The 22,344-nt window shown below is 66.2% G+C and carries 20 protein-coding genes; 8 read left to right on the top strand and 12 right to left on the bottom strand.

Features of this window, described 5'->3' with window-relative positions; translation table 11 throughout:
• Window positions 1-11: 11 nt before the first annotated feature.
• A complete protein-coding gene (locus tag ACWA1Q_RS03895) occupies window positions 12-617 on the bottom strand; it encodes a hypothetical protein (protein WP_463759687.1) in 606 nt (201 codons plus the stop codon).
• A gap of 276 nt (window positions 618-893) precedes the next feature.
• Here ACWA1Q_RS03895 and ACWA1Q_RS03890 point away from each other — a divergent pair, with 276 nt between their 5' ends.
• Window positions 894-1,346 (top strand): Rv3235 family protein, encoded by a 453-nt coding sequence (locus ACWA1Q_RS03890; RefSeq protein WP_463759686.1) that lies wholly within the window; start codon window positions 894-896, stop codon window positions 1,344-1,346.
• Window positions 1,347-1,405: 59 nt separating this feature from the next.
• On the opposite strand, the gene secA is transcribed toward ACWA1Q_RS03890, so the two are convergent.
• The 6 genes from secA to mtrA all read right to left on the bottom strand — a co-directional run bounded on the left by secA (window position 1,406) and on the right by mtrA (window position 10,009).
• Entirely contained in the window at window positions 1,406-4,210 is a 2,805-nt protein-coding gene (secA, locus tag ACWA1Q_RS03885; RefSeq protein WP_463759684.1) for a preprotein translocase subunit SecA, read from the bottom strand.
• A 203-nt stretch (window positions 4,211-4,413) separates the two neighbouring features.
• Window positions 4,414-5,076: a ribosome hibernation-promoting factor, HPF/YfiA family gene (gene hpf / locus ACWA1Q_RS03880; protein WP_463759682.1), complete on the bottom strand. Its 663-nt coding sequence runs from the start codon at window positions 5,074-5,076 to the stop codon at window positions 4,414-4,416.
• Between the two features lie 116 nt (window positions 5,077-5,192).
• On the bottom strand, window positions 5,193-5,861 hold the full coding sequence (locus ACWA1Q_RS03875; protein WP_463759681.1) for a ComF family protein: 669 nt from the start codon (window positions 5,859-5,861) through the stop codon (window positions 5,193-5,195).
• An 88-nt stretch (window positions 5,862-5,949) separates the two neighbouring features.
• On the bottom strand, window positions 5,950-7,635 hold the full coding sequence (locus ACWA1Q_RS03870) for an LpqB family beta-propeller domain-containing protein (protein ID WP_463759679.1): 1,686 nt from the start codon (window positions 7,633-7,635) through the stop codon (window positions 5,950-5,952).
• Window positions 7,632-9,314 carry an MtrAB system histidine kinase MtrB gene (mtrB, locus tag ACWA1Q_RS03865; protein WP_463759678.1) on the bottom strand — a complete coding sequence of 561 codons (1,683 nt, stop codon included), beginning with the start codon at window positions 9,312-9,314 and terminating at the stop codon, window positions 7,632-7,634. The genes ACWA1Q_RS03870 and mtrB overlap by 4 nt, the downstream gene beginning before the upstream one ends.
• A gap of 8 nt (window positions 9,315-9,322) precedes the next feature.
• Entirely contained in the window at window positions 9,323-10,009 is a 687-nt protein-coding gene (gene mtrA, locus ACWA1Q_RS03860; protein ID WP_463759677.1) for an MtrAB system response regulator MtrA, read from the bottom strand.
• 196 nt (window positions 10,010-10,205) lie between these two features.
• Here mtrA and ACWA1Q_RS03855 point away from each other — a divergent pair, with 196 nt between their 5' ends.
• The 5 genes from ACWA1Q_RS03855 to ACWA1Q_RS03835 are packed head-to-tail and all read left to right on the top strand — an operon-like array spanning window position 10,206 to window position 15,966.
• Entirely contained in the window at window positions 10,206-11,606 is a 1,401-nt protein-coding gene (locus ACWA1Q_RS03855) for a hypothetical protein (RefSeq protein ID WP_463759675.1), read from the top strand.
• A gap of 29 nt (window positions 11,607-11,635) precedes the next feature.
• Entirely contained in the window at window positions 11,636-12,265 is a 630-nt protein-coding gene (locus tag ACWA1Q_RS03850) for a DUF4129 domain-containing protein (protein WP_463759674.1), read from the top strand.
• Complete coding sequence (locus ACWA1Q_RS03845; protein ID WP_463759672.1) at window positions 12,262-13,476, top strand: DUF4350 domain-containing protein; 1,215 nt, start codon at window positions 12,262-12,264, stop codon at window positions 13,474-13,476. Before ACWA1Q_RS03850 ends, ACWA1Q_RS03845 begins: the two co-directional genes overlap by 4 nt.
• Before the next feature lie 42 nt (window positions 13,477-13,518).
• A complete protein-coding gene (locus ACWA1Q_RS03840; protein ID WP_463759671.1) occupies window positions 13,519-14,658 on the top strand; it encodes an AAA family ATPase in 1,140 nt (379 codons plus the stop codon).
• Window positions 14,659-15,966, top strand: coding sequence for a DUF58 domain-containing protein (locus ACWA1Q_RS03835; protein ID WP_463759670.1), 1,308 nt, complete (start codon window positions 14,659-14,661; stop codon window positions 15,964-15,966).
• A gap of 138 nt (window positions 15,967-16,104) precedes the next feature.
• Here the strand turns inward: ACWA1Q_RS03835 and ACWA1Q_RS03830 are convergent, their stop codons facing one another.
• The 3 genes from ACWA1Q_RS03830 to ACWA1Q_RS03820 form a co-directional block, all read right to left on the bottom strand.
• Complete coding sequence (locus ACWA1Q_RS03830) at window positions 16,105-17,571, bottom strand: catalase (RefSeq protein ID WP_463759668.1); 1,467 nt, start codon at window positions 17,569-17,571, stop codon at window positions 16,105-16,107.
• Window positions 17,572-17,648: 77 nt separating this feature from the next.
• Window positions 17,649-18,086 carry a Fur family transcriptional regulator gene (locus tag ACWA1Q_RS03825; RefSeq protein ID WP_463759667.1) on the bottom strand — a complete coding sequence of 146 codons (438 nt, stop codon included), beginning with the start codon at window positions 18,084-18,086 and terminating at the stop codon, window positions 17,649-17,651.
• Window positions 18,087-18,133: 47 nt separating this feature from the next.
• Complete coding sequence (locus ACWA1Q_RS03820; RefSeq protein ID WP_463759665.1) at window positions 18,134-19,129, bottom strand: stage II sporulation protein M; 996 nt, start codon at window positions 19,127-19,129, stop codon at window positions 18,134-18,136.
• 17 nt (window positions 19,130-19,146) lie between these two features.
• Between ACWA1Q_RS03820 and ACWA1Q_RS03815 the strand changes: the two genes are divergently transcribed.
• Window positions 19,147-19,995: an RDD family protein gene (locus ACWA1Q_RS03815; RefSeq protein ID WP_463759664.1), complete on the top strand. Its 849-nt coding sequence runs from the start codon at window positions 19,147-19,149 to the stop codon at window positions 19,993-19,995.
• A gap of 76 nt (window positions 19,996-20,071) precedes the next feature.
• Here ACWA1Q_RS03815 and ahcY read toward each other — a convergent pair whose 3' ends face one another.
• Together ahcY and ACWA1Q_RS03805 are read right to left on the bottom strand one after the other, a co-directional pair.
• Complete coding sequence (ahcY, locus tag ACWA1Q_RS03810; protein ID WP_463759662.1) at window positions 20,072-21,562, bottom strand: adenosylhomocysteinase; 1,491 nt, start codon at window positions 21,560-21,562, stop codon at window positions 20,072-20,074.
• A gap of 44 nt (window positions 21,563-21,606) precedes the next feature.
• Window positions 21,607-21,828: a DUF3499 family protein gene (locus ACWA1Q_RS03805; RefSeq protein ID WP_463759660.1), complete on the bottom strand. Its 222-nt coding sequence runs from the start codon at window positions 21,826-21,828 to the stop codon at window positions 21,607-21,609.
• A 71-nt stretch (window positions 21,829-21,899) separates the two neighbouring features.
• Between ACWA1Q_RS03805 and ACWA1Q_RS03800 the strand changes: the two genes are divergently transcribed.
• Window positions 21,900-22,340, top strand: a complete 441-nt coding sequence (locus tag ACWA1Q_RS03800) for a metallopeptidase family protein (protein WP_463759659.1) — start codon at window positions 21,900-21,902, stop codon at window positions 22,338-22,340.
• The last annotated feature ends 4 nt before the right edge of the window (window positions 22,341-22,344 follow it).

Genomic DNA, 22,344 nt, shown 5'->3' with positions numbered 1-22,344 from the left:
CGGCTGATCGGCTAGAGCTCGATCAGCGAGATCGTCCGGATCGGGACGATCCTCACGTGACGGACGTTCCGCTCCCGACGCGGCGCACCGGCCTCGTGCACCGCCAGATCGACGTGGTCAGCCGCGACCCGATCCAGCGTTCCTCCGTGGATTTTCGCTCCGGTGGCCCCGCAATGCAGTTGGACCCAGACCCGGCGACGGCACAGGTCCCGGAGGACGAACCCGAGTCCGAGCCTGTCGGTCAACCGGGACGCCTGTTCATCCCGGTCGGGAACGTCGAGACTCCTGGTCAGATCCTCCTTGAGCAGGATCACGCCGGCGATGGCGTCGAGCGGCACGATGCAGGCACCGGATGCCCCCTCTCGCGAGTCGAGGTCGCCCGACATCCAGTCCCTGCCGAACGCCTGCGGCACGAGGGTGATGCGCGACCCCGTCACGAGGTCGAGTTCGATCCTGCCCCGCTGTCCACCCGATGCCGAGAACGTTTGCAGCCGGTCACGAAGGGTCAGCCGCCCCAACCGCAGCCGGTGGTCCTCGGCGCGCCTGTCCAGTTCTTCGGCGTGCAGCTCGTGTTCGAGCTGGCTCTCGAGGTCGTCAAACAGGCTGTCCCAGCGCATGGATGGAGAGTAGCGATTCGACCCGCTCCCCCGTCCACGTTATCCACAGATCGAAATGTGGGGTTTACAACCGCGTCCGGACGATGGAAAAGTAGCTCGACATAACGAGCCCCGGATGTTCCGGGGCGCTGCTGACGCAGGTCATGCATGGACCCGAAACAGGCATCCTGTCACCGAGCGGCGCCAGTCGGCGCCTGTCTCCAGGCCCCTGCCCCTGGCCGCCGTGCCCACCCCGTCCTGGCTGTTTTCCGTTGCATGTCCTTCACGGAGCCACGAATGACTTCCCCGACCGCCGGGAAACCGGCATCCGCTGTACCGAGCGCCGGGCAGGCGCACATTCCGTTCGACCCCGAGCAGTTCTTCGGCAGACAGAAGACTCCGACCGATCAGCTCCCGCCACCTGAACCCCTCCTCGAGAACCTCACCCGGTGCGTGATGGAAGTTCTCGCGGGTGCGCGCGAACTCGATCAGCTCGCACGCTGGATCTCCGAGGATGTGTACAAACACCTGCTCAAACGGCAGGTGGTGTCTGCGCGCGCCCGCCAGGTGAAGGGATTGCAGGCCGTGCGGCCCGTGCTCAGAATCGGACGGATCTCGATGTTCGCACCGTGTGACGGCGTGGTCGAAGCGGTCGTGATGGTCCACCAGCGCACTCGATCGCGTGCGGTGGCGATCCGGCTCGAGGGCATGGACCATCGCTGGCGCGCCACCGCCATCGCTGTTTTGTGAAACGACAAAGCCCCGTTCCACACGTGGAACGGGGCTTTGCTTTCAGACGGTTTCGAGGGCTACTTCTTCTTTCCCTGCGCCCGACGGTCGGCGCGGTTGCCCGCTGCCGCTGAGCCATCGCTCTTCTGACCGAAGGCGCCGCGAGCGGCGGGTTGAGCAGGCGTCGCTCCCGAGGCCGGGGCGGCAGCGGTCTCGGTCGAGCGCTGAGCGCGAGCAGTCGCGGCCTTTTCGATCTGGCCCTTCTGGTTGCGCACCTCGACCTCGCCGCCCTCGTTCGCGGCGGAGTAGCTCAGCTTCTCGTCTTCGCCGTCCGGGCGGTCGAGTCCCTTGGCTTCGACGGAGGTGACCTCCTCGGTCGCGTCCTTCTTCACCTCGACCTCGAGGTTGAACAGGTACCCGACCGACTCCTCGCGGATCTGTCCCATCATCTGCTGGAACATGCTGAAGCCTTCACGCTGGTACTCGATCAGCGGATCACGCTGAGCCATCGCGCGCAGGCCGATGCCGTCCTTGAGGTAGTCCATCTCGTAGAGGTGATCACGCCAGCGGCGGTCAATCACCTGGAGGACCACGCGGCGCTCGAGTTCACGCATGGCAGGAGAACCGAGCTGCTCTTCGCGACGCGCGTAAGCGAGCCGTGCATCCGAGAGGATCTCGCGGCGCATGAAGTCGCGGTTGATCCTGCCCTTCTGCCCGGCCTCTGCGAGAACCTCATCAATGGTGAGTGTGATCGGATACAGCGTCTTGAGGTCGACCCAGAGCGCGTCGAAGTCCCAGTCGTCTCCGTTGCCTTCGTTGATGTGCACGTCGAGGACCTCGTCGATCACGTCTTCGAGGAACTTCTGGGTGCGCTCGTGAAGGTCATCACCCTCGAGGATGTGACGGCGATCGGTGTAGATCGCCTCACGCTGGCGGTTGAGGACGTCGTCGTACTTGAGCACGTTCTTACGGATTTCGGCATTCCGCGACTCGACCTGCGACTGCGCGCTCTGGATGGCACGGCTGACCCACTTGGACTCGATGGCCATGTCGTCAGGCACACGGCCCTTGCCCATGAGCGCTTCAGCGGCACCCGAGTTGAACAGGCGCATGAGGTCGTCGGTGAGCGACAGGTAGAAGCGGCTTTCTCCCGGGTCACCCTGTCTGCCTGAACGGCCGCGCAGCTGGTTGTCGATCCGGCGCGATTCGTGGCGCTCGGTACCGAGCACGTACAGGCCACCGGCGTCGATGACCTTCTCCGCCTCTTCGCTGACCTTCGCCTTGACGGTGTCGAACACGTCATCCCACGCCGTCTCGTACTCGTCGGGAGTGTCGACGGGGCTCAGGCCCTTCGCGTTCATCTCCTGCACGGCGAGGAACTCGGCGTTCCCGCCGAGCATGATGTCGGTTCCACGACCGGCCATGTTGGTGGCGACGGTGACCGATCCGAGCCGGCCGGCCTGGGCGACGATCGCTGCCTCACGGGCGTGGTTCTTCGCGTTGAGGACCTCGTGGCGAATGCCTTTCTTGGCGAGAAGCCGGGAGAGGTATTCGCTCTTCTCGACGCTCGTCGTTCCGACGAGCACTGGCTGACCCTTGTCGTGGCGTTCGGCAATGTCCTCGACGACCTGCGCGAACTTGACTTCCTCGTTCTTGTAAACGAGGTCGGCGCCGTCGATACGCCGCATCGGCTTGTTGGTGCGGATCGGGACGACACCGAGCTTGTATGTCGACATGAACTCGGCAGCCTCGGTCTCCGCCGTACCGGTCATGCCGGAAAGCTTCTCGTAGAGCCGGAAGTAGTTCTGCAGGGTGACGGTGGCGAGCGTCTGGTTCTCCGCCTTGACCTGAACGCCCTCCTTGGCCTCGATCGCCTGGTGGATGCCTTCGTTGTAGCGCCGGCCCATGAGGATACGGCCGGTGTGCTCGTCGACAATCATCACCTCGCCGTTCATGACGACGTAGTCCTTGTCCTTCTTGAACAGGGCGCGTGCCTTGATCGAGTTGTTGAGGAAGGAGATCAGCGGAGTGTTCGCGGACTCGTAGAGGTTGTCGATACCGAGGTAATCTTCGACCTTCTCGATACCGGGTTCGAGAACACCGACGGTGCGCTTCTTCTCGTCGACCTCGTAGTCTTCGCCCTCGACGAGGACCGTCGCGAGCCGCGCGAACTCCGCGAACCACCGGTTGGCTTCGCCTGACGACGGACCGGAGATGATGAGCGGGGTCCGCGCCTCGTCGATGAGGATCGAGTCGACCTCGTCGACGATCGCAAAGAAGTGACCGCGCTGGACGAGATCACTCGACTGCCACGCCATGTTGTCGCGCAGGTAGTCGAAACCGAATTCGTTGTTGGTGCCGTAGGTGATGTCAGCGTTGTACTGCTCGCGGCGTTCGGTGGGGGTCTGGCCGGAGAGGATCACGCCTGTCGTCATACCGAGGGCGCGGAAGACGCGGCCCATCAGTTCGGACTGGTAGGTGGCGAGGAAGTCGTTCACGGTGATGACGTGGACGCCCTTGCCGGCGATCGCGTTGAGGTAAGCGGGGAGGGTCGCCACCAGGGTCTTTCCTTCACCGGTCTTCATCTCGGCGATGTTGCCGAGGTGAAGTGCCGCGCCACCCATGATCTGAACGTCGAAGTGACGCAAGCCCAGGGTCCGCTTCGATGCCTCACGCACCGCCGCAAACGCTTCGGGGAGCAGATCATCGAGGGTCTCGCCGTTCGCGAAGCGTTCACGCAACTCGACGGTCTCGTTCCGCAATTCCTCATCTGTGAGGTCGGAGAAGTCCGGCTCGAGCGAGTTGACTGCCGTCGCGATGTTCTCGAGTTTCCGGATCAAACGGCCTTCGCCCAGGCGAAGAACCTTCTCTAGTACTGAGGCCACGTATTGAACTCCACTTTGCTCTCGGGCACGTTGTCCGACGTGCGGCCGCGCCGTGTGCGCGGGCGGTTACCGGACTCTCGTACGGATAACCGTTTCTATGTTAGTCGCGCTCGGGGTGGGAGCATCCTGAATCGGCAGGTATCCCCCCGAACAGAGTTCACGCGGGTGCCCGATCGGGCACCCGCGTGAACGGAGGAACTTTCTCAGGCTCGCTTCTTCTCGTCCTTCGCCTCGTCGTCAAGTCCGATGACGCCGTAGTCCCAGCCCTTGCGGCGGTACACGACGCTTGGCCGGTCGGTTTTCGCATCGACGAAGAGGAAGAAGGGGTGACCAACGAGCTCCATCCGGTCGACGGCTTCGTCGACCGTCATGAACTCGGCGGGGAACACCTTCTCGCGGATGACGACGGGGCTGTACTCCTCGTCATCGTCACTCTCCGCTTCGAGCGTCGCGACCGAGCCGGTGGCGACGCGGTCGATGGTGTCGAGATCAGCCGGTTCGACGTCGATTCCGCTGAACCCGGCGGAACTCGCCGAGTGGAGCGACGTCCGGCGTTTGCCCCGCAGGACTTTCTTCCTGTCCTTGGCCCGCCGCACCTGCTCCAGCAGCTTGGCGATTGCCAGGTCGAAGGCTACGTATTTGTCTGACCCTGCTGCCTCGGCACGCACGAGTGGCCCGGGACCGATGAGCATGAGCTCGACCCGGTCGTCCCCCGGTTTGCCGCTTTTGTCGTGGTGACGGCTGACCTTGACCTCGAATGCGAGGGCCCGGTCCGACAGGTGGGCTATCTTCTCCGACTTTTCTTCCACGTAATCGCGAAAGCGATCCGTGAGTCCCAGGCCTTGTCCGACAATGTTTATTTCCACGTCAACCTCCCAGATCAGGCGTGCCGCCGCAATATCCAGGGCGGTCCTTTCACGCCTTTAGCCCCCACCGTAGTCCGGCCCGCCCGATAAGTCACTGAGCAATGCGTGAGGCTCGCTCACCCTTCGCTTCCCCGCCGCGGAGTTCCGGCGATCACGGCGGCCCCGACAATTTCTGCACCAGCGACGGTCAGTGCTCTCCGTGCTTCGAGCAGCGTCGCCCCCGTCGTGACGACGTCATCCACGAGCAGAAACGTCCTGCCGTCGAGGCGACGACGCGCGCGGAGCGAACCACTCAGATTGGCCCGACGTTGCGCGATTGTGAGACCGATCTGGTCGACGGGTTGCCGCTGCCACACGAGCGGATGCTCCACGCGAAGACCGGTTTTCGCCACAACCACGTCGACAGGACGATAGCCGCGCCTGCGGTACGACGATCGGGACGATGGCAGCGTGGCCAGGGAAATGCGCCCCGCGAGGCCTTCGGACGTTGCGGTTACCGCGGCGTCGATCGCCGGAAGGAGGATCCGGGCGAGCACGCGGGCAACGTCGGTCCGCTGTTCGTTCTTGAGGGCAAGCAGCACCCGGCGCGCTGCTCCCGAATATTCGGTTCCCGCCCACACCGGCAATCCCGGGGCGGCCTCCGACGACACCGGGATCGAGGCCATGCCGGCGACGCACGCGGAGCACACCGCGGCGTCCGGTGCCCCGCACCCGGCACAGGAGACCGGGAGGAACACGGCGAGGGCACCGGCAGCGGCGTCGGTGAGCAGACGCACAGGGTCCATGCCGCCAGCTTCTGCCCCGACCGCGTCGTTGCACACCGTTTCGTGCGGTGTGGGGACGGGGAGCTGCCGTCGGGATCCGGTGGAGGGGTCAGCCGGGGGTACCCAGTTGCGTCGCGATGAGCACGACACCGGATCCGATGACCTGCCAGGCCGACGTCCGCAAGACAGTGAGATTGCCACCATCCACAATCGCGCGAAGCTGCCGCACGCCGGTCCCGCCGACGAGGGACACCGCGCCGTCAGGGCCCTGCAGGATCTCGGATTGACCGCCGATCACCTGTTGCACCACGTCGGTCGCGCCATCAGCGGCTGTCGTGAGGGTAGCGATGGTGATGTCATCGATCCAGGTTGCGGTCACGGCGGTTCCGGTGCCAACGGCGAGCGCCTGCGGATCTCCGAGACTGACGGGTACACCGTCCTGGTCGCGCTGGATTCCGGCGACGAGCAGGCGGGACTCATCGCCGACCTTGACGAGTGCCAGCACTCGCGTTCCGTCACGGGACACCGCAAGGGACAGGATCGAGGATGCTTCGGGCCAGCTGGTGACGACCTCGGACTGCGAGCCGTCAGCGCGGGAGACCACGAGCGATGCCGGCGCCGTCGCCGTCACGGTCCAGATGTGCCCGAAGCCGTCAAGTGATGGTGCGATCAGTCCTGGGCGGGAGTCGACCCGCAGCGGCTCGTCGCTTGCGCTACGGACGGCGAAGACCCCCGCCGATGTCCGGGCCGCGGCGAGAGTGTGGGAAGCGTTGACGATGACAGCGGACGGCTGCAGGGCCTCGATCTGATCGGAGATACCCGGCAATCTTTCGATGTTCTCGCTGCCGGACAGGAAACCGAAGCCGTCGGCGGTCAGCACCAGCGCGCGGGGATCCACCCGCGGCGACGGGAGAGTCAGATCGGGGATCGACTCGGTGCTGTTGTTGACGGTGATGCTCACGGAATTGATGGCGGACACTCCGGTGAGGCTCCCGTCGAGTTGGGCCTTCATGCGCTGGAGGGTGTCTTCGTCCGCCTGGAACGCTTCACCGCTGAGATCCACTTGAGCGACGTCACCGACAACGGGAACCGAGTTCTTCGTCAGCGTGGTGCCCTCGGGGAATGCGGTCCGCACCGCCCCATCGAGAAGCGGGCCCGGCCCATCGAGAAGCGCCTTCACGATGCGCGTCCCCGTCGACGTGCGCGAGGGGAACCAGCGCAGATCCGGAACGAGATAGGTCCAGGACGGATCGAAGAACGTGACGGGATAGGAGCTGAACACGTCGTCGAATCGCTGGGAATCGAGAATCACCCGGTCGGGTGCCACACTGATCCGCCACTCATCCTTGACCCTCGTGAAAACGTAGCCCTGCGTGAGCGCGGTTTGCGAGGCGAACTCGGTGTACTCACCCTGCACGTTCACCTCCGCGACCGGAGTGACGGTCAGTTCCATCGATGTGTCGTCCATGGCGCGATAGCTGCGCAGGCCCGAGTCGACGATGACATTGAAGTCCGGGTCCCACGACGAACGGATGTCGGGGGCGAGGTATTCTCTTGCCGTCGCGTAATCCTCGCGGGGACTCGATGCCGCGTCGATGAACCCACGCAGGATCTCTTCCTGACTGGCACCCGCCTCGGGGCTGTTCGCAATGAACTGCACTTCAGGATCACCGGCTCCTTCGACCGGCTGGCCGATGCGCGGCGCACCCGACTGCGGGATCCCCGAGCAACCCGAAAGAACCAGCGCGGCAAGGACGGCGATGGTGACGGGCACTGTGCGGTGTTTGCGGGTCATACCCCGACTCCCTTCTCGCGCTCGGTGGTATCCCTGGCGTTCTCGGCGTGCGCCATGGCATCCGTTTCGAGCGCGAGGTCGGTGGTCGCGTCTTCCGGAGGCAACGGAAGCGGCGACATCGTCACTTCACCGCCAAGCACTCGCGGCAGGGTGAGCCGGAAGCATGTGCCCTCGCCGACGACGGACCACAGTTCGAGCGACCCACCGTGCAACTGTGCGTCCTCGAGCGCAATGGCAAGGCCGAGGCCTGTGCCGCCGATCGTCCGCTTGCGGGAGGGGTCGGCGCGCCAGAACCGGTCGAACACACGCTGGGCGTCCGCCTCGGTCATTCCGTGGCCGTAGTCACGCACCGACAGGGCGACGGCTTGTTCGTTGCTGTCGACGGTGACGACGATCGGGCGGCCCTCACCGTGCTCGATCGCGTTGCCGAGCAGGTTACGGACCACCCGGCGGATGCGACGGGGATCCATTTCAACGTTGGAGTAGCCGCCTGGGGCGACGAGGCGGACGTCGGAGCCCTTCTGCTCGGCGAGCGATGCCATGCCTTCGATCGAGTCCTCGGCGAGGTGGACGAGGCTGTGCGGTTCGATTTCGAGTTCGACCGAACCGGCGTCGTAACGGCTGATCTCGAGCAGGTCCGCCAGGAGGAGTTCGAAGCGTTGCGTCTGCGTGTGCAGAAGTTCCGCTGTGCGCGCCGTCGCCGGCGGGAAATCGACGCGCTGGTCATACAGGACGTCACCGGCCAGGCGGATTGTCGTGAGCGGGGTGCGCAGCTCGTGAGAGACGTCGGACACGAAGCGCTGCTGCACCTGGGAGAGCTCCGCCAGCTCGCGGATCTGGGATTGCAGGCTGTCGGCCATGCCGTTGAACGACCGTGCGAGGGTGGCGAGCTCGTCCTCGCCCCTCACCGGGATCCTCACCTCGAGATCGCCCTGGGCGAGTCGCTCACTCGTCTCAGCGGCGACGCGCACCGGGTTGGCGACGAGCCGGACGATCACCCACGACACGGCGCCGACGAGCAGGAGCAGCGTGAGCCCGCCGATGAACAGCGTTCGCTGGACAAACAACAGGGTCTGCTCGGTGTCGCTGAGGTCGAAACCGATATAGATCTCCCACCGGCTACCTTCGGGCAGTGTGATCTGTGAGCCGACGATTATTCCCGGCACGGAGCTGCCGTCTGCTGCCGGCAGCGACACCGACTGCCACCACTGTTCCTCGGGGTTGTTCTGGACGAATTTCCGGAGTTCGTCCGAGACGACACCGTTGAGGCGCACGTTCTCGAAGTCCTGCGGCCCCGTTGCGCTCGGTTCCTGACCCGGCGCCCGGTAGCCCGCGATCATCGAACTCGACGACGTCCGCGCGATCTCCTCGCGCGCTGCGCCCATCAGTTCCTGCGTGCCTGCCCGCCCCACACCGCTCGACGAATCCAGGATGTTCTGGGCAGATTCAATCGCCCGGGCAGAACCCTGCTGCACTTGCGTCACCCGCGACTGGAACAGGTCGTTTCCGATGGTGATCGCCATGTAGAAGCTCGAGATCAGCAGCGCAAAGAGCGAGAGGGCAAGCGTGATGACGATCGTGCGGAACTGCAGCGAACGTCGCCAGGAGCGGGCGGCCCGCGCCGGCCACGTCCTCCAGTTTTCGAGCCGGATGCCCGAGACGCCCTGGCCGAGTCCCATCGCGTTCCTCAGACGGTTGCGCCGGCGCCGGCACGGTAGCCGACACCACGCACCGTCATGACGATGCGGGGGTTGTCCGGGTCGTCTTCGACCTTGGCGCGCAAACGCTGAACGTGCACGTTCACCAGACGGGTATCGGCTTTGTAGTGGTAGCCCCACACTTGTTCCAGCAGCATCTCGCGCGTGAACACCTGCTGCGGCTTCGACGCCAGCGTGAGGAGGAGGTCGAACTCCAGGGGCGTGAGGTTGATCCGCTGCTCACCGCGCTTGACCTCGTGTCCTGCAACATCGAGCACCAGATCGCCGATCTGGAGCGAATCCTGGGAATCGGGAGTCGCCGGGCGCAGCCGGGTCCGGATCCTCGCCACAAGCTCCTTCGGGTTGAAGGGCTTGACCATGTAGTCGTCCGCACCTGACTCGAGGCCTTTGACAACGTCGGAGGTGTCGGTCTTCGCCGTCAGCATGATGATCGGAACGCCGGACTCACTGCGGATACGCGTGCACACCTCGATGCCGTCGATACCCGGCAGCATGAGGTCGAGCAGCACCAGGTCAGGACGGGACTCGTGGAAGGCATCGAGGGCTCCTGACCCGTCGGCGCAGAATGAGGGCTCGAAGCCCTCGGTGCGCAACACAATGCCAATCATCTCGGCCAGGGCGGTGTCATCGTCGACCACCAGGATCCGTGCGTTCATACGCCTCGTTCTCGATTCATGCGCCGGGCAGCGCCTCGCTGACCTGCAATACCTGGCTCAAGGTTAGTCGCAACCCGGTGGCAGTTGGCCGAGAACCGCGGCTCACGGCGGATGCCGCTGCCTTCGTGGTCTCGGCAAGGCAGGTATGGCACGATGAGGGAGCGCGAAAAAGTCGAACGCTACGAAGGGGCCGTGAGTGACGAACGACGACAACTGGCAGGCGCCTGGCGGCTCGGGACCGAGCGCGTCCCCGGCGGGACAGAACAGCCCTCCCGCCGATGCCCAGGCCCAGTTCCCGGCCCCGCAATGGGATTCTGACCAGCCGTTTCCCCCACCAGCACCGCAACAGCCCCTTCCGCAGCAGCCGTACGGACAGCAGCCATATGGCCAGCCGCAGTACGGACAGCCGTATTCCCCTCAGCAGCCGTATACGCCCGCTGCGCCTCAGGGCCAGATGCCATATGGCCAGAACCCCTATCCGGTTTACGGCCAGCAGCCCGGTGGTCCATTCCCGCCAGGCGCGCCTGGCGCGTGGGCTCCTCCCCCCAAACCGGGGCTCATTCCGCTTCGCCCCCTGGGTTTCGGCACTCTCCTCGGCGCCCCGTTCCTCACCCTGAAACGAAACCCCAGGGCGACGTTCGGGAGTGCGCTTCTCGTCCAGGCGATCACCGTCGTGGTGAGCCTCGTCGTTCTCGGCGTCATCACCTTCTTCGTCATCGGCCGCGTCACGAGCGCAGCGCCGGAGGACCAGGATGCTGTCGCCGCCGGCGGACTGGTCGCCATCCTGCTCGGCTCGATCGTGCCGTTCCTCGTCGGGATCGCCGCGACCGTGTTCCTCCAGGGCGTCATCGTCACCGAGGCCGCCAGGTCCACCCTCGGCGAGAAGCTCACCCTCCGCGAGACCTGGAAAGCGACCTGGCCGAGGCTCGGCCGCCTGCTGCTCTGGACTCTCCTCGCCGGCGGCGCCGTCACCGTCGTCGTCGCACTGGTCGTCGGCATTGTCTGGCTGCTCGTGGCACAGGGCGGCGGCTTCATCGCCGCCGGGGTGATTCTCGCCATTCTCGCCGGCCTTGCGGTCCTCGCCCTGGGGATCTGGCTCGGCATCAAGTTCTCGCTCGTCCCGAGCATTCTGGTGCTCGAGCGCACCGGGGTGATCGAAGCGGCCCGGAGGTCGTGGCGGCTCACTCAGGGCTATTTCTGGCGCACGTTGGGAGTGCAGTACCTGATCGCGTTCATCGTGGGAACGGTGTCCCAGGTCGTCGTCACTCCGATCTCGCTGCTCTACACGGTCGCCCTCAGCCTCATCGACCCGACGGCGTCGACGGCCGAGGACTGGATCGCGCCCGTCCTGCTCTACGTCGCTCTCATCATCGTGACCCTGCTCGTGGCATCGATCGCGAGCGTCGTCCAGTCGGCGACGATCGCGTTCATCTACATCGACCTGCGCATGCGCAAGGAGGGGCTCGACCTCGAGCTCATCCGGTTCGTCGAGGCGAGGCAGGCCGGCGACAGTTCCGCTGCCGACCCCTACCTCGTTCAGGCATCGGGCAGGCCCGCACCGGGTATGGCCGCTCCGGCGGGATCTCCGTGGGCCTAGCGGGCATCGCTCGGTTCGATGTCCCGGTCGTGCCCGATGCACCCGAGGCACGGGACTGGCTTCTCGAGGAACTGTCGAAGCCCGAATATGCCGCCGCGCGACCCAGCTTGTTCGACATCCTGAGCCAGCGGTTCTTCGAGTGGCTACTGCGGCTCTTCCAGCCGGGAGAATCGGTTCCGCTCGACTGGCTGCCCGTCGCGATCGTCGGTCTCGTCGTCGCAGGGCTCATCACCGCATTGTTGATCTGGGGCGTTCCGCGCGTGAATCGTCGGAGTGCCGCTGCGACCGGACTGTTCGGTGACGAAGATCGTCGGAACGCGGAAGAGCTCCGGCGGGATGCGGCCGCGGCCGCATCGGCTGGCGACTGGACGCTCGCCATTCTCGAACAGTTCCGTGCGCTCGCCCGGGGACTGTCCGAACGCACCATCGTGCTCGTGAGCCCCGGTACCACCGCGCATGACTTCGCCCTCCGTTCCTCGGTGGCGTTCCCGGCTGCATCCGACGACCTTGCGGACGCGGCTGCGATCTTCGATGGGGTTCGTTACCTCGGCCAGCAGGGAACCGCCGACGACTATGAGCGCGTGCGTCGTCTCGACGCACGGTTGCAGGGAGAATCCCCTGACCGGCACGAAGCGGTGGACACCGAGGTGCCCGCATGACAACAACGGATGTTGCTCCCGCCGATTCCGCCGTCCTGACCCCGCGGGCACGGACCGTCGCGCGGCGCGGGCTGTTCTGGGCCGGGGTCGGCGTCGTATGCATCCTCGTGGTGACCGCGACGCTCCTTCTCACCCGGGGTGGCGCGGCGAGCGAACTGCTCCTCGATCCAACGAGCGCGGCGCCCACCGGTGCGAAAGCCGTCGCCGAAGTACTCCGCGACGAAGGCGTCAATGTTCTCCTTCCGGACGGATACGACGACGCCATCGCTGAGTCCGGCGAACCGGGCACGACCCTCGCGATCTACGACCCCTCCGGCTACCTGTCCGCCGAGCGACTCACCACCCTCACCGAGGAAGCTGCTGATGTCGTGATCCTGGGCCCGGGGTTCCGCCAGCTGCAGGCCCTCGCTCCCGGTGTCAACGCCGCAGGAAAAACGGACCCGGACGAGACCCTCGAGGCCGCCTGCGATCTCGCCGTGGCCGAGCGCGCCGGTTCGATCAGCGCCGGGCCCCTTCTCGATACGCCCGGCAACCCGGATGCCACGGGCTGCTTCCCCGCCGAGACCGGAGGGTTCGGTCTGGTCACCATTCCCGACGGCGGGAACACGCTCGCGCTGCTGGGACCCGCAGAGCTCCTCTCGAACGACGCCGTCATCCTCCACGGCAACGCCGCGCTCGCGCTGGGATTGCTCGGCGGAAACGAACGGCTCGTCTGGTTCCTTCCGTCCGTTGCCGACGTGGAAGCAACCGGCCCGCCCAGCCTGCAGGAACTGACTCCTCCATGGCTCGTCCCCGTCACATCGCTCCTCGCGATCACTGTCTTCGTCGCCATGTTCTGGCGGGGCCGCCGCTTCGGGCCCCTCGTCGCCGAGGACCTCCCGGTCATCGTTCCCTCCGGAGAGACGATGGAGGGCCGTTCGAGGCTGTACCAGCGGACCGCCGCGAGAACGCGTGCCATCGACGCGCTGAGGATCGGCACCGTGGGCCGCCTCGGGAATACGCTCGGGCTTTCCCGCCACGCGAGCGTCCCCGAGGTGTCGGATGCCGTCGCCTCCGTGCTCGGACGGAACCCCGGCGAGGTGCGGAGCATCCTTCTCGACGCTCTCCCGGCCTCTGAGCGAGAGGTCGTCGCGCTCTCCGACGCGCTCCGGGACCTGGAGACAGCGGTCACCGCCGCCGTCGATCCCCGGCCTCCGACGACAGCACGCTAAAACTTTGTCCAGACCCGTACGACCGAACCGGAAGAACGCGACATGACCATACCGACACCACACGGCCAGCCGTATCCGCAGGGCTCCGGCCAGCCGAACCCGCAGGGCTACCCGAGCAACACCGGTGCGCCCCAGGGCTACCCTCAACAGCAACAGCACTCCACGCGCGCGGCGAGTGAAGCCAACGCTCCCCATCGCCGGCCAGCCGAGGCGGAGTCCGAGTCGCCGCGGAACGCCGAACTTCGGGCAAAACTCGCGCAGGTGCGCCGGGAGGTCGGCAAGGCGGTCGTCGGGCAGGAGGCAGCCGTGAGCGGCCTCCTTGTCGCCCTCCTCGCGAAAGGTCACGTGCTCCTCGAGGGCGTGCCCGGCGTCGCGAAGACGCTCCTCGTCCGCACGCTCAGCCAGGCGCTCGACCTCGACACCAAGCGGGTGCAATTCACCCCGGACCTCATGCCGGGCGACGTCACGGGCTCGCTCGTGTACGACGCGAAGACCGGGGAGTTCGAGTTCCGCCGTGGGCCGGTGTTCACCAACATCCTTCTCGCCGACGAAATCAACCGGACTCCCCCGAAGACGCAATCGTCACTTCTCGAGGCAATGGAGGAACGCCAGGTCTCCACGGACGGCGTCACGCAGCCGCTGGCTGAGCCCTTCGTCGTCGCTGCGACCATGAACCCGATCGAATACGAAGGCACGTACACGCTGCCGGAAGCCCAGCTCGACCGGTTCCTGCTCAAACTCGTCCTCGACGTTCCCGAGCGCGACATCGAGGTCGAGGTTTTGCGGAGACACTCCGCCGGATTCAACCCTCGCGACCTCGCGGGTGCCGGTGTCACCGCCGTCCTCGGCGCCGCGGACCTTGCCGAAGCACAGGTCGCTGCGGCCGCGACGGGAGTGAGCCCTGACGTCCTCAGCTACATCGTCGACCTCGCCAGGGCCACCCGACGGAGCCCCTCCGTTCGCATGGGTGTCAGCCCGCGTGGGACGACAGCGTTGCTCTCCGCAGCGAAAGCGTGGGCATGGCTCAGCGGCTACTCGTGGGTCACCCCCGACCACGTGCAGGCAATGGTTCTTCCCGTCTGGAGGCACCGGCTGCAGTTGCGCCCGGAAGCGGAACTCGAGGGTGTTGCATCCGACGCCATCCTTCGCTCGATCATGCAGCAGGTGCAGGTGCCGATCTAGATGACCGTCTCGGGGAGGTTTGTCGCGCTCGTCGCCCTCGGCGTCGTTCCGGTCATCGCGCTGGGCATGCTCACGGGCGAGCCTGGCGTCGTTCTCGGGGTGTGGCTGCTGTTCGTTCTTGCGCTCGGCATCCTCGACCTTTCGCTCGCGGCATCCCCCCGCCTCATCACAACCTCGAGGTCTCTTCCGCCACGCACGAGGCTCGGCGAAACAGTGACGAGCGAGCTCTACCTCACCAACCGCGGCGGGCGTACCCTGCGGGGAATCGTCCGTGATGCCTGGCAGCCGTCAGCGGGAGCGGCCATCGCCAGGACCCGGGTGACAATTCCGGCAGGAGAACGCCGGCTCGTGTCCGTTCCGCTCACGCCCTTCCGCCGCGGTGAGCGCAACGTCGAACTCGTCACCGTGCGCTCCTTCGGGCCGCTGGGACTATGGGCGCGGCAGGCGACGCTCAAGTGCCCCGGCCGGATCCGGGTGCTTCCGCCGTTCCACGCCCGAAAGCATCTGCCACCCCGGCTCGCCAGGCTCCGTGAACTCGACGGAGCGACAAGCGTGATGGTCCGCGGCCAGGGCACCGAATTCGACTCGCTGCGAGAGTACGTCCGCGGCGACGACGTTCGGTCGATCGACTGGAGGGCGACCGCCAGGAGGCGCGACGTCGTCGTCCGAACCTGGCGTCCCGAGCGCGATCGGAGAGTGGTACTCGTCCTCGACACCGGTCGCACGTCCGCCGCCCGGATCGCGGACGAACCGCGCATCGACACCGCGTTCGAGGCATCCCTGCTTCTTGCCGCGCTCGCCACGCGCGCGGGCGACCGCGTCGACCTGCTTGCCTACGACCGGCGGATGCGCGCACGCGTCCAGGGCGCGACCGGCGCGGACCTGATGGCGAAGATGGTGGATGCCCTCGCCCCCATCGAACCGGAACTGCTCGAGATGGACTGGGCGGCCGTTCCCGCCCTCGTGCGCGGAGTGACGAGCCAGCGTTCCCTCATCGTTCTGCTCACCTCGGTCGACGCGCCCGGCGCATCCACCGCCCTGCTGTCTGTGCTCCCCCAGCTGACGAAACGGCACATCGTGGTCGTGGCATCCGTCACCGACCCCGCTGCCCTCGATGCCAGCCGTCAGCGCGGGAACCGGGACGAGGTGTACCTCGCCGCCGCCGCGGAGCGCGCGCTGCTCGACATCTCCCGGGTCTCTGACGCCATCCGTCAGATGGGAGCTGAGGTCGTGACGGCGTCACCGTCTGAGCTCCCGCCTGCCCTCGCCGACCGCTACCTCGCCCTCAAGGCGGCCGGGCGCCTCTGACCCCGCGCGTTTTCACTCGTCCTGGACGAGAACACCCGGCGCACCGGGTGTTTGGGTCTTCGCCGGGTGTATTCGTGAAACGACGAAGGGCCCGGCACCCGCGCGATGCGGATGCCGGGCCCTGTTTGTCAGTCGTGCCTAGACGGCGACGTGGGCGGCTGCGAGTGCAGCGCCGAGCTTCGAACCAAGCTCGATGTCGACGTTCGACCAGTACGCGATGGCACGCGCACGGATCTCAGCGTTCTGGACAGCACCGACGTGGCCGGTGATCTGCGCGAGCAGGCGGGCCTTCGCCGCGTCGTCCATGACGTCGCGGTAGAGCGTTCCGGCCTGGCCGAAATCGTCGTCCTCGGGGTGCAGTGTGGCCGAGGTACGCAGCAGCTCGCCGTCGTTCTGCCACCCGGTGGACTCAGCCGCGCGAGCCGCGTCTGCGTGCGGTCCACCGAACGAGTTCGGGGCATACACCGGGCGGTCTGCCGGCGGGAAGTCGATCCGGGCCGCGCCGTCCTTCGAGTACGTGTTGACCTGGGTCTTCGCCGCGTTCACCGGGAGCTGGGCGTGGTTCACACCGACGCGGTAGCGCTGGGCATCCGCGTAGGAGAAGATCCGGGCCTGGAGCATCCGGTCGGGGCTCGCGGCGATTCCTGGGACGAAGTTCGCCGGCGAGAAGGTCGCCTGCTCGATCTGGGCGAAGTAGTTCTCGGCGTTCCTGTTGAGCGTCATGGTGCCGACCTTGATCAGCGGGTAGTCGGCGTGCGGCCAGACCTTGGTGACGTCGAACGGGTTGAACCGGTAGGTCTTCGCGTCTTCGTACGGCATGACCTGGACGGACAGCGTCCAGCTCGGGAAGTTGCCGTCGGCGATGTTCGTGTACAGGTCGTGCTGGTGGTAGTCAGCGTCCTGGCCGGCGATCTCGGTGGCCTGGTCCGCGCTCAGCACGGCGATGCCCTGGTTGGTCTTGAAGTGGTACTTCACCCAGAAGCGCTCGCCTTCGGCGTTGATCCACTGGTAGGTGTGCGAGCCGAAGCCGTCCATCTGGCGCCAGGATGCCGGGAGGCCACGGTCGCCCATGAGCCAGGTGACCTGGTGTGCGCTCTCGGGAGACTGGCTCCAGAAGTCCCACTGCATGTCGTTGTTGCGCAGGTTCGAACCCGGCAGGCGCTTCTGCGAGTGAATGAAGTCGGGGAACTTGATGCCGTCGCGGATGAAGAACACCGGGGTGTTGTTGCCGACGAGGTCGTAGTTGCCCTCAGAGGTGTAGAACTTGAGCGCGAATCCGCGCGGGTCGCGCCAGGTGTCAGGCGACCCCTGCTCACCGGCGACGGTGGAGAAGCGCGCGAGCATGTCGGTCGACGCGCCCTGCTGGAAGAGTGCTGCGCGGGTGAACCGCGACACGTCCTCCGTTGTCTCGAAGACACCGAACGCTCCGCCACCCTTGGCGTGTACAACACGCTCCGGCACACGCTCGCGGTTGAAGTGCGCGAGCTTCTCGGTCAGGTAGCTGTCGATCAGCGGGATCGCGCCGTCTGCTCCGACGGTCAGCGACTGTGAGTCGGCGGCGACCGGGGTTCCGGTGTTTGTGGTGGTGTACGAGGTGTCGGACATGTATCTCCTTGGTGATGCTGGTCGGGGCAGGGGGCAGCGTCAGGCAGCGCGATGCAGCCTGTTGCGTAAGACAGGGGTCAGGTGAGGGGCGCAGCAGCGCAATCGGGGCACAGGCCCCAGTAGGTCACCTCGGCCGTGGTGAGAGTGAACCCGGATGTGTCCACCGGCGTCAGGCACGGAGCGGAACCAACGGCGCAATCCACGTCCCCGATCGCTCCGCATTTCGAGCAGACGATGTGGTGGTGGTTGTCACCGACACGCAATTCGTAGCGCGCCGGGGACCCGGCCGGTTCGATCCGTCGCACCAGCCCGGCATCCGTCAGCGCGCCGAGCACACCATAGACGGCCTGCAGTGAGGTGTCGGGCAGGTCGGGCAGCACGGACTGGAAGACGGTGTGGGCGTCAGCGTGCGGGGAGGTTTCAAGAGCGCGAAGCACGGCGAGACGCTGGTCGGTTGCCCGGAGCCCGGCCGAGCGCAGCAGTTCGCGCTGGGGGGTCGTGCTCGCCGTGGTCATGACTCGAGCCTAGCCTCTATCTTGAACCATTCAAAACTGGCATGCCGTCAGTCGGCATACAGGCGGGATGCTCCCGCTTCGAATGCGGTCAGGTCCCCGGTCTCCCCCGCGCGGTATGCGCGGCGGCCGACGACGAGCATGTAGAACAGGAACGCCCCGAGGGCGAAAGCGCCGAGCCCGATCTTCACGGGCCACGGCCACGGCTGCGGGGTGACGAATCCCTCGAGGATTCCGGCGACGAGCAGGACGAGCACGAGGCCGATGGCGACGGTGAAGAGTGAACGCGCGTCTTGGGCGAGAGCCTGCCCCCTCGTGCGGTTGCCCGGCGCGACCCACGCCCAGAAGATGCGCAGACCACCGGCCGCTGCGACGAAGATCGCGGTGAGCTCGAGCATCCCGTGCGGGGCGATGTAGAGGAAGAACGTGTCGCCGTGGCCGAAGCTGAACAGGACGGCGGCGGTGACACCGAGGTTCTGCGCGTTCATCAGGATCACGTACGGAACCCAGACACCGGTAACGCCGAAGGCGATGCACTGGGCAGCGATCCACGCGTTGTTGGTCCAGACCTGTCCGGCGAAGGATGCCGCCGGGTTGTCGGAGTAATAGTTGGCGAAGTCCTCTTCAGCGAGCTGCTGCAGTTCGGCCGTACTGCCGAGGTTCGCGAGGACCTGGGGGTCCCCGAGGATCCACGCCGCCCAGAGTCCTGCGACGAGGATCGTGCTGAGCGCGACGGCGAGGGTGAGCCAGCGCAACCGGTACAGCGCTGCAGGAAGCTGCAGCACGAAGAAGCGCGGCACCTGGCTCGAGACGTTCGAGCCGGCGGAGGTGAAGCGCAATCGTGCGCGGGAGAGACTGACGCTCAGCCGATCGCCGTGCACGGTCGAACCCGCCGTCGTTTTGATCGCCGACAGCTGGGTGGCGCCGGCCTGATAGCGGTCGATCAGCTCGTCGGCTTCGGCGCCCGACAAACTCCGCTTCGACGCGAGAGCGTCAAGGCGGCTCCACTCTTCGCGGTGGGCGGCGCTGTAGGCATCGAGATCCATCTGCTTAGATACTATTCATGGCAGAGCCCGTCGGCACACTTTCGAACACGCCGGACTCGTCCGAGCTTCTCACCGGGGAGGCCGTCGCCCTCGACGTCCAGTCGACGAGCTTCATCCTCCGCGCCGCCGGTGCGATCATCGACTTCCTCGCGACCGTGATCCTCGCGGCCCTGCTGTTCTGGCTGCTCTTCATGCTCGCGGTGCAGGGCGTGATCGACCAGTCGGCGACCGCAGCGTTCAGCACATCGATCATCGTCTTCTGCTGTGTCGTGGTGCCGACGGCGGTCGAAACCCTCAGCAGGGGCCGCTCCCTCGGAAAACTCGCCGTCGGCGCTCGGATCGTCCGAGACGACGGCGGAGCTGCAGGATTCAGGCACGCGTTCATCCGCGCGGTGACCGGGTTCCTCGAGATCTACATGACCCTCGGAGGCGTTGCCGCCCTGACGGGACTGCTGACCGGCCGGTCGAAGCGACTCGGCGACCTCCTCGCGGGCACGTACGCCCAGCAGGAGCGCGTTCCCCGTGTCACCGAGCCCGTGTTCGGTATGCCGCCTGCCCTCGCCGCGTGGGCTGAACTGGCGGATGTGGGACGGATGCCTGACCGGCTGTCGCGCCGCATCGCCCAGTTCCTCAAGCAGGCTCCCAAGCTGACGCCGGCGACGCGCGCGCGACTTGCGCGCGATCTTGCCGTCGAGGCATCCGCCTGGGTCTCACCGGTCCCGAACGTCGACCCGGAGCAATTCCTCTACGCGGTCGCCGCCGCGCGCCGCGATCGCGAGTACGCGGCCCACATGCTCGAGCGCGAACGCCTCGCCCGGGTCGCGCCGGTGCTGACCGGCCGCCCGCACGGCTTTCCCGACCGCTGACAACCGCGAGTTGCCCGAAAAAACGGGTGCACGCGCTCGTGCACCCGCGTTTTCCGGCAACTCGCGGCGATGAACCCTAGTAGCGGTAGTGGTCGACCTTGTACGGGCCGTCGACCGTGACGCCGATGTACGCGGCCTGCTCCTCGGAGAGCGTCGTCAGTTCGACGCCGAGGGCACCGAGGTGAAGCCGCGCGACCTTCTCATCGAGGTGCTTCGGCAGCACGTACACGCCGACGGGGTAGTTCTCGCGGTGGGCGAAGAGCTCGATCTGGGCGAGCACCTGGTTCGTGAACGAGTTGCTCATGACGAAAGACGGATGCCCCGTGGCGTTCCCGAGGTTCATCAGGCGCCCTTCGCTCAAAACGAGGATCGACCGGCCGGTGGGCAGTCGCCATTCGTGCACCTGAGGCTTGATCTCCACCCGCTCGGCACCCTCGAGGGATTCGAGCCCCGCCATGTCCACTTCGTTGTCGAAGTGGCCGACGTTCGCGACGATCGCCTGGTGCTTCATCCGGAGCATGTGCTCCGTGGTGATGACGTTGACGTTGCCTGTACCGGTGACGAAGATGTCGACCTGGTCGATCACGCTCTCGATGCGCGCGACCTGGTACCCGTCCATCGCCGCCTGCAGAGCGCAGATCGGGTCGACCTCTGAGACGATGACGCGAGCACCCTGGCCGCGGAGGGCCTCAGCCGCTCCCTTACCGACGTCGCCGTAGCCGACGACGAACGCGACCTTACCGCCGATGAGAACGTCGGTGGCGCGGTTGAGCCCGTCGGGGAGCGAGTGGCGGATGCCGTACTTGTTGTCGAACTTGCTCTTCGTGACCGAGTCGTTGACGTTGATCGCCGGGAACAGGAGCTCATCGTTTTTGAAGAGTTCGTAGAGGCGGTGAACGCCGGTCGTGGTCTCCTCGGTGACCCCGAGAAGCTCCGCTCCGACCTTCGTCCAGCGGTCGGGCGACTGAGCGAGCGAGCGGCGCAGCAGGTCGAGGACGACGCGACCCTCGGTGCTGTCGGCGTCTGTCGTCTCCGGAACGGCACCGGCAAGCTCGTACGAGCGGCCGTTGTGCACGAGGAGGGTGGCGTCTCCGCCGTCGTCGAGGATCATGTTGGGGCCGGTCCAGTCCGCGCCCTCTTCGGCTGCTTCAGCGGACCAGTCGAAGATCTGCTCGGCGCAGGCCCAGTACTCTTCGAGGGTTTCGCCCTTCCAGGCGAACACCGGCACTCCGGCCGGCTCGTCGACGGTCCCGGTCGGGCCGACGGCGATCGCGGCGGCGGCTTCATCCTGGGTGGAGAAGATGTTGCAGCTCGCCCAGCGCACACGCGCGCCGAGGGCTGTGAGGGTTTCGATGAGCACGGCGGTCTGCACGGTCATGTGCAGCGAACCGGCGATGCGGGCACCGGCGAGGGGCTGTGAAGTACCGAACTCCTCACGGAGGGCCATGAGGCCGGGCATCTCGTTCTCGGCCAGCCGGATCTGGTGGCGACCCGCTTCAGCGAGCGAGAGGTCGCGGACCTGGAACGGGAGAGAAGTGGCGGATGCACGAGGAGGGGTAATCGTCATGACCCCATTCTCGCAGACGCACCGGCGCGTTCCCCGAGAGCTTGCTAGGCGGACGAACCGACGTCGCGCAGCATTTGGTGCCGCACGACCTGCCAGCCCTGTGGTGCGCTCATCCGCTCGGCGTGGATCGAGCACAGGTCGTACGTGTGCGGCTCCCGGGCGAGCGACAGGGGGCCGAGCACCGCCATCGAGTCACCATAGTCATAGGTGAGTGTCGATACCGCGTCGCGGGAGCATCCGACTTTCGAACAGGGCCTGTCAAACATTCTCATCACCATACAAGCCCGGGGCGCCCGAACCCGGGAACCTCGCCGCTCCAGACGAATAGGATGGCGTCATGGCCAGACGCACTTCCCGGAGCACGGGCTATACCCGGCGCGCGGTCAGGCACGACCGGCACGGTCGATCGGAACGCAGCGCCGCGACGGGCCCTCACCTCGACCCGCTCAAGAACCGGATCGACACTTTCGATATGACGGTCGCTGCCGCCGCCGATTTTCTGCGCAGCGCCTGGCCGGACGACCTGACGAACGTTCGGTACGAGGTCGGGGCGATGCCGCTCGGCACCTCACCGGATGGAACGGTGCCCCGCTGGTGGACGAGCGCTTCAGAGCGCAGGATTGTGCTGTACCGCCTGCCGATCCAGCGAATGAGCAAGCTGCACCGAGACGACGAACTGCACCAGAGGATGATGATCGAAAGTTGTGTGTTCCGGGCGACGGCCGAACTGATCGGCAAGGACCCGTGGGACCTCGGTCCCGACCGCTTCCACTTCTAGCTCT

The organism is Mycetocola sp. TRD_SC_2 (assembly GCF_055361225.1).
Note: the sequence above shows the minus strand (reverse complement) of the source record. Positions and strands in the feature narration are given on the sequence as shown.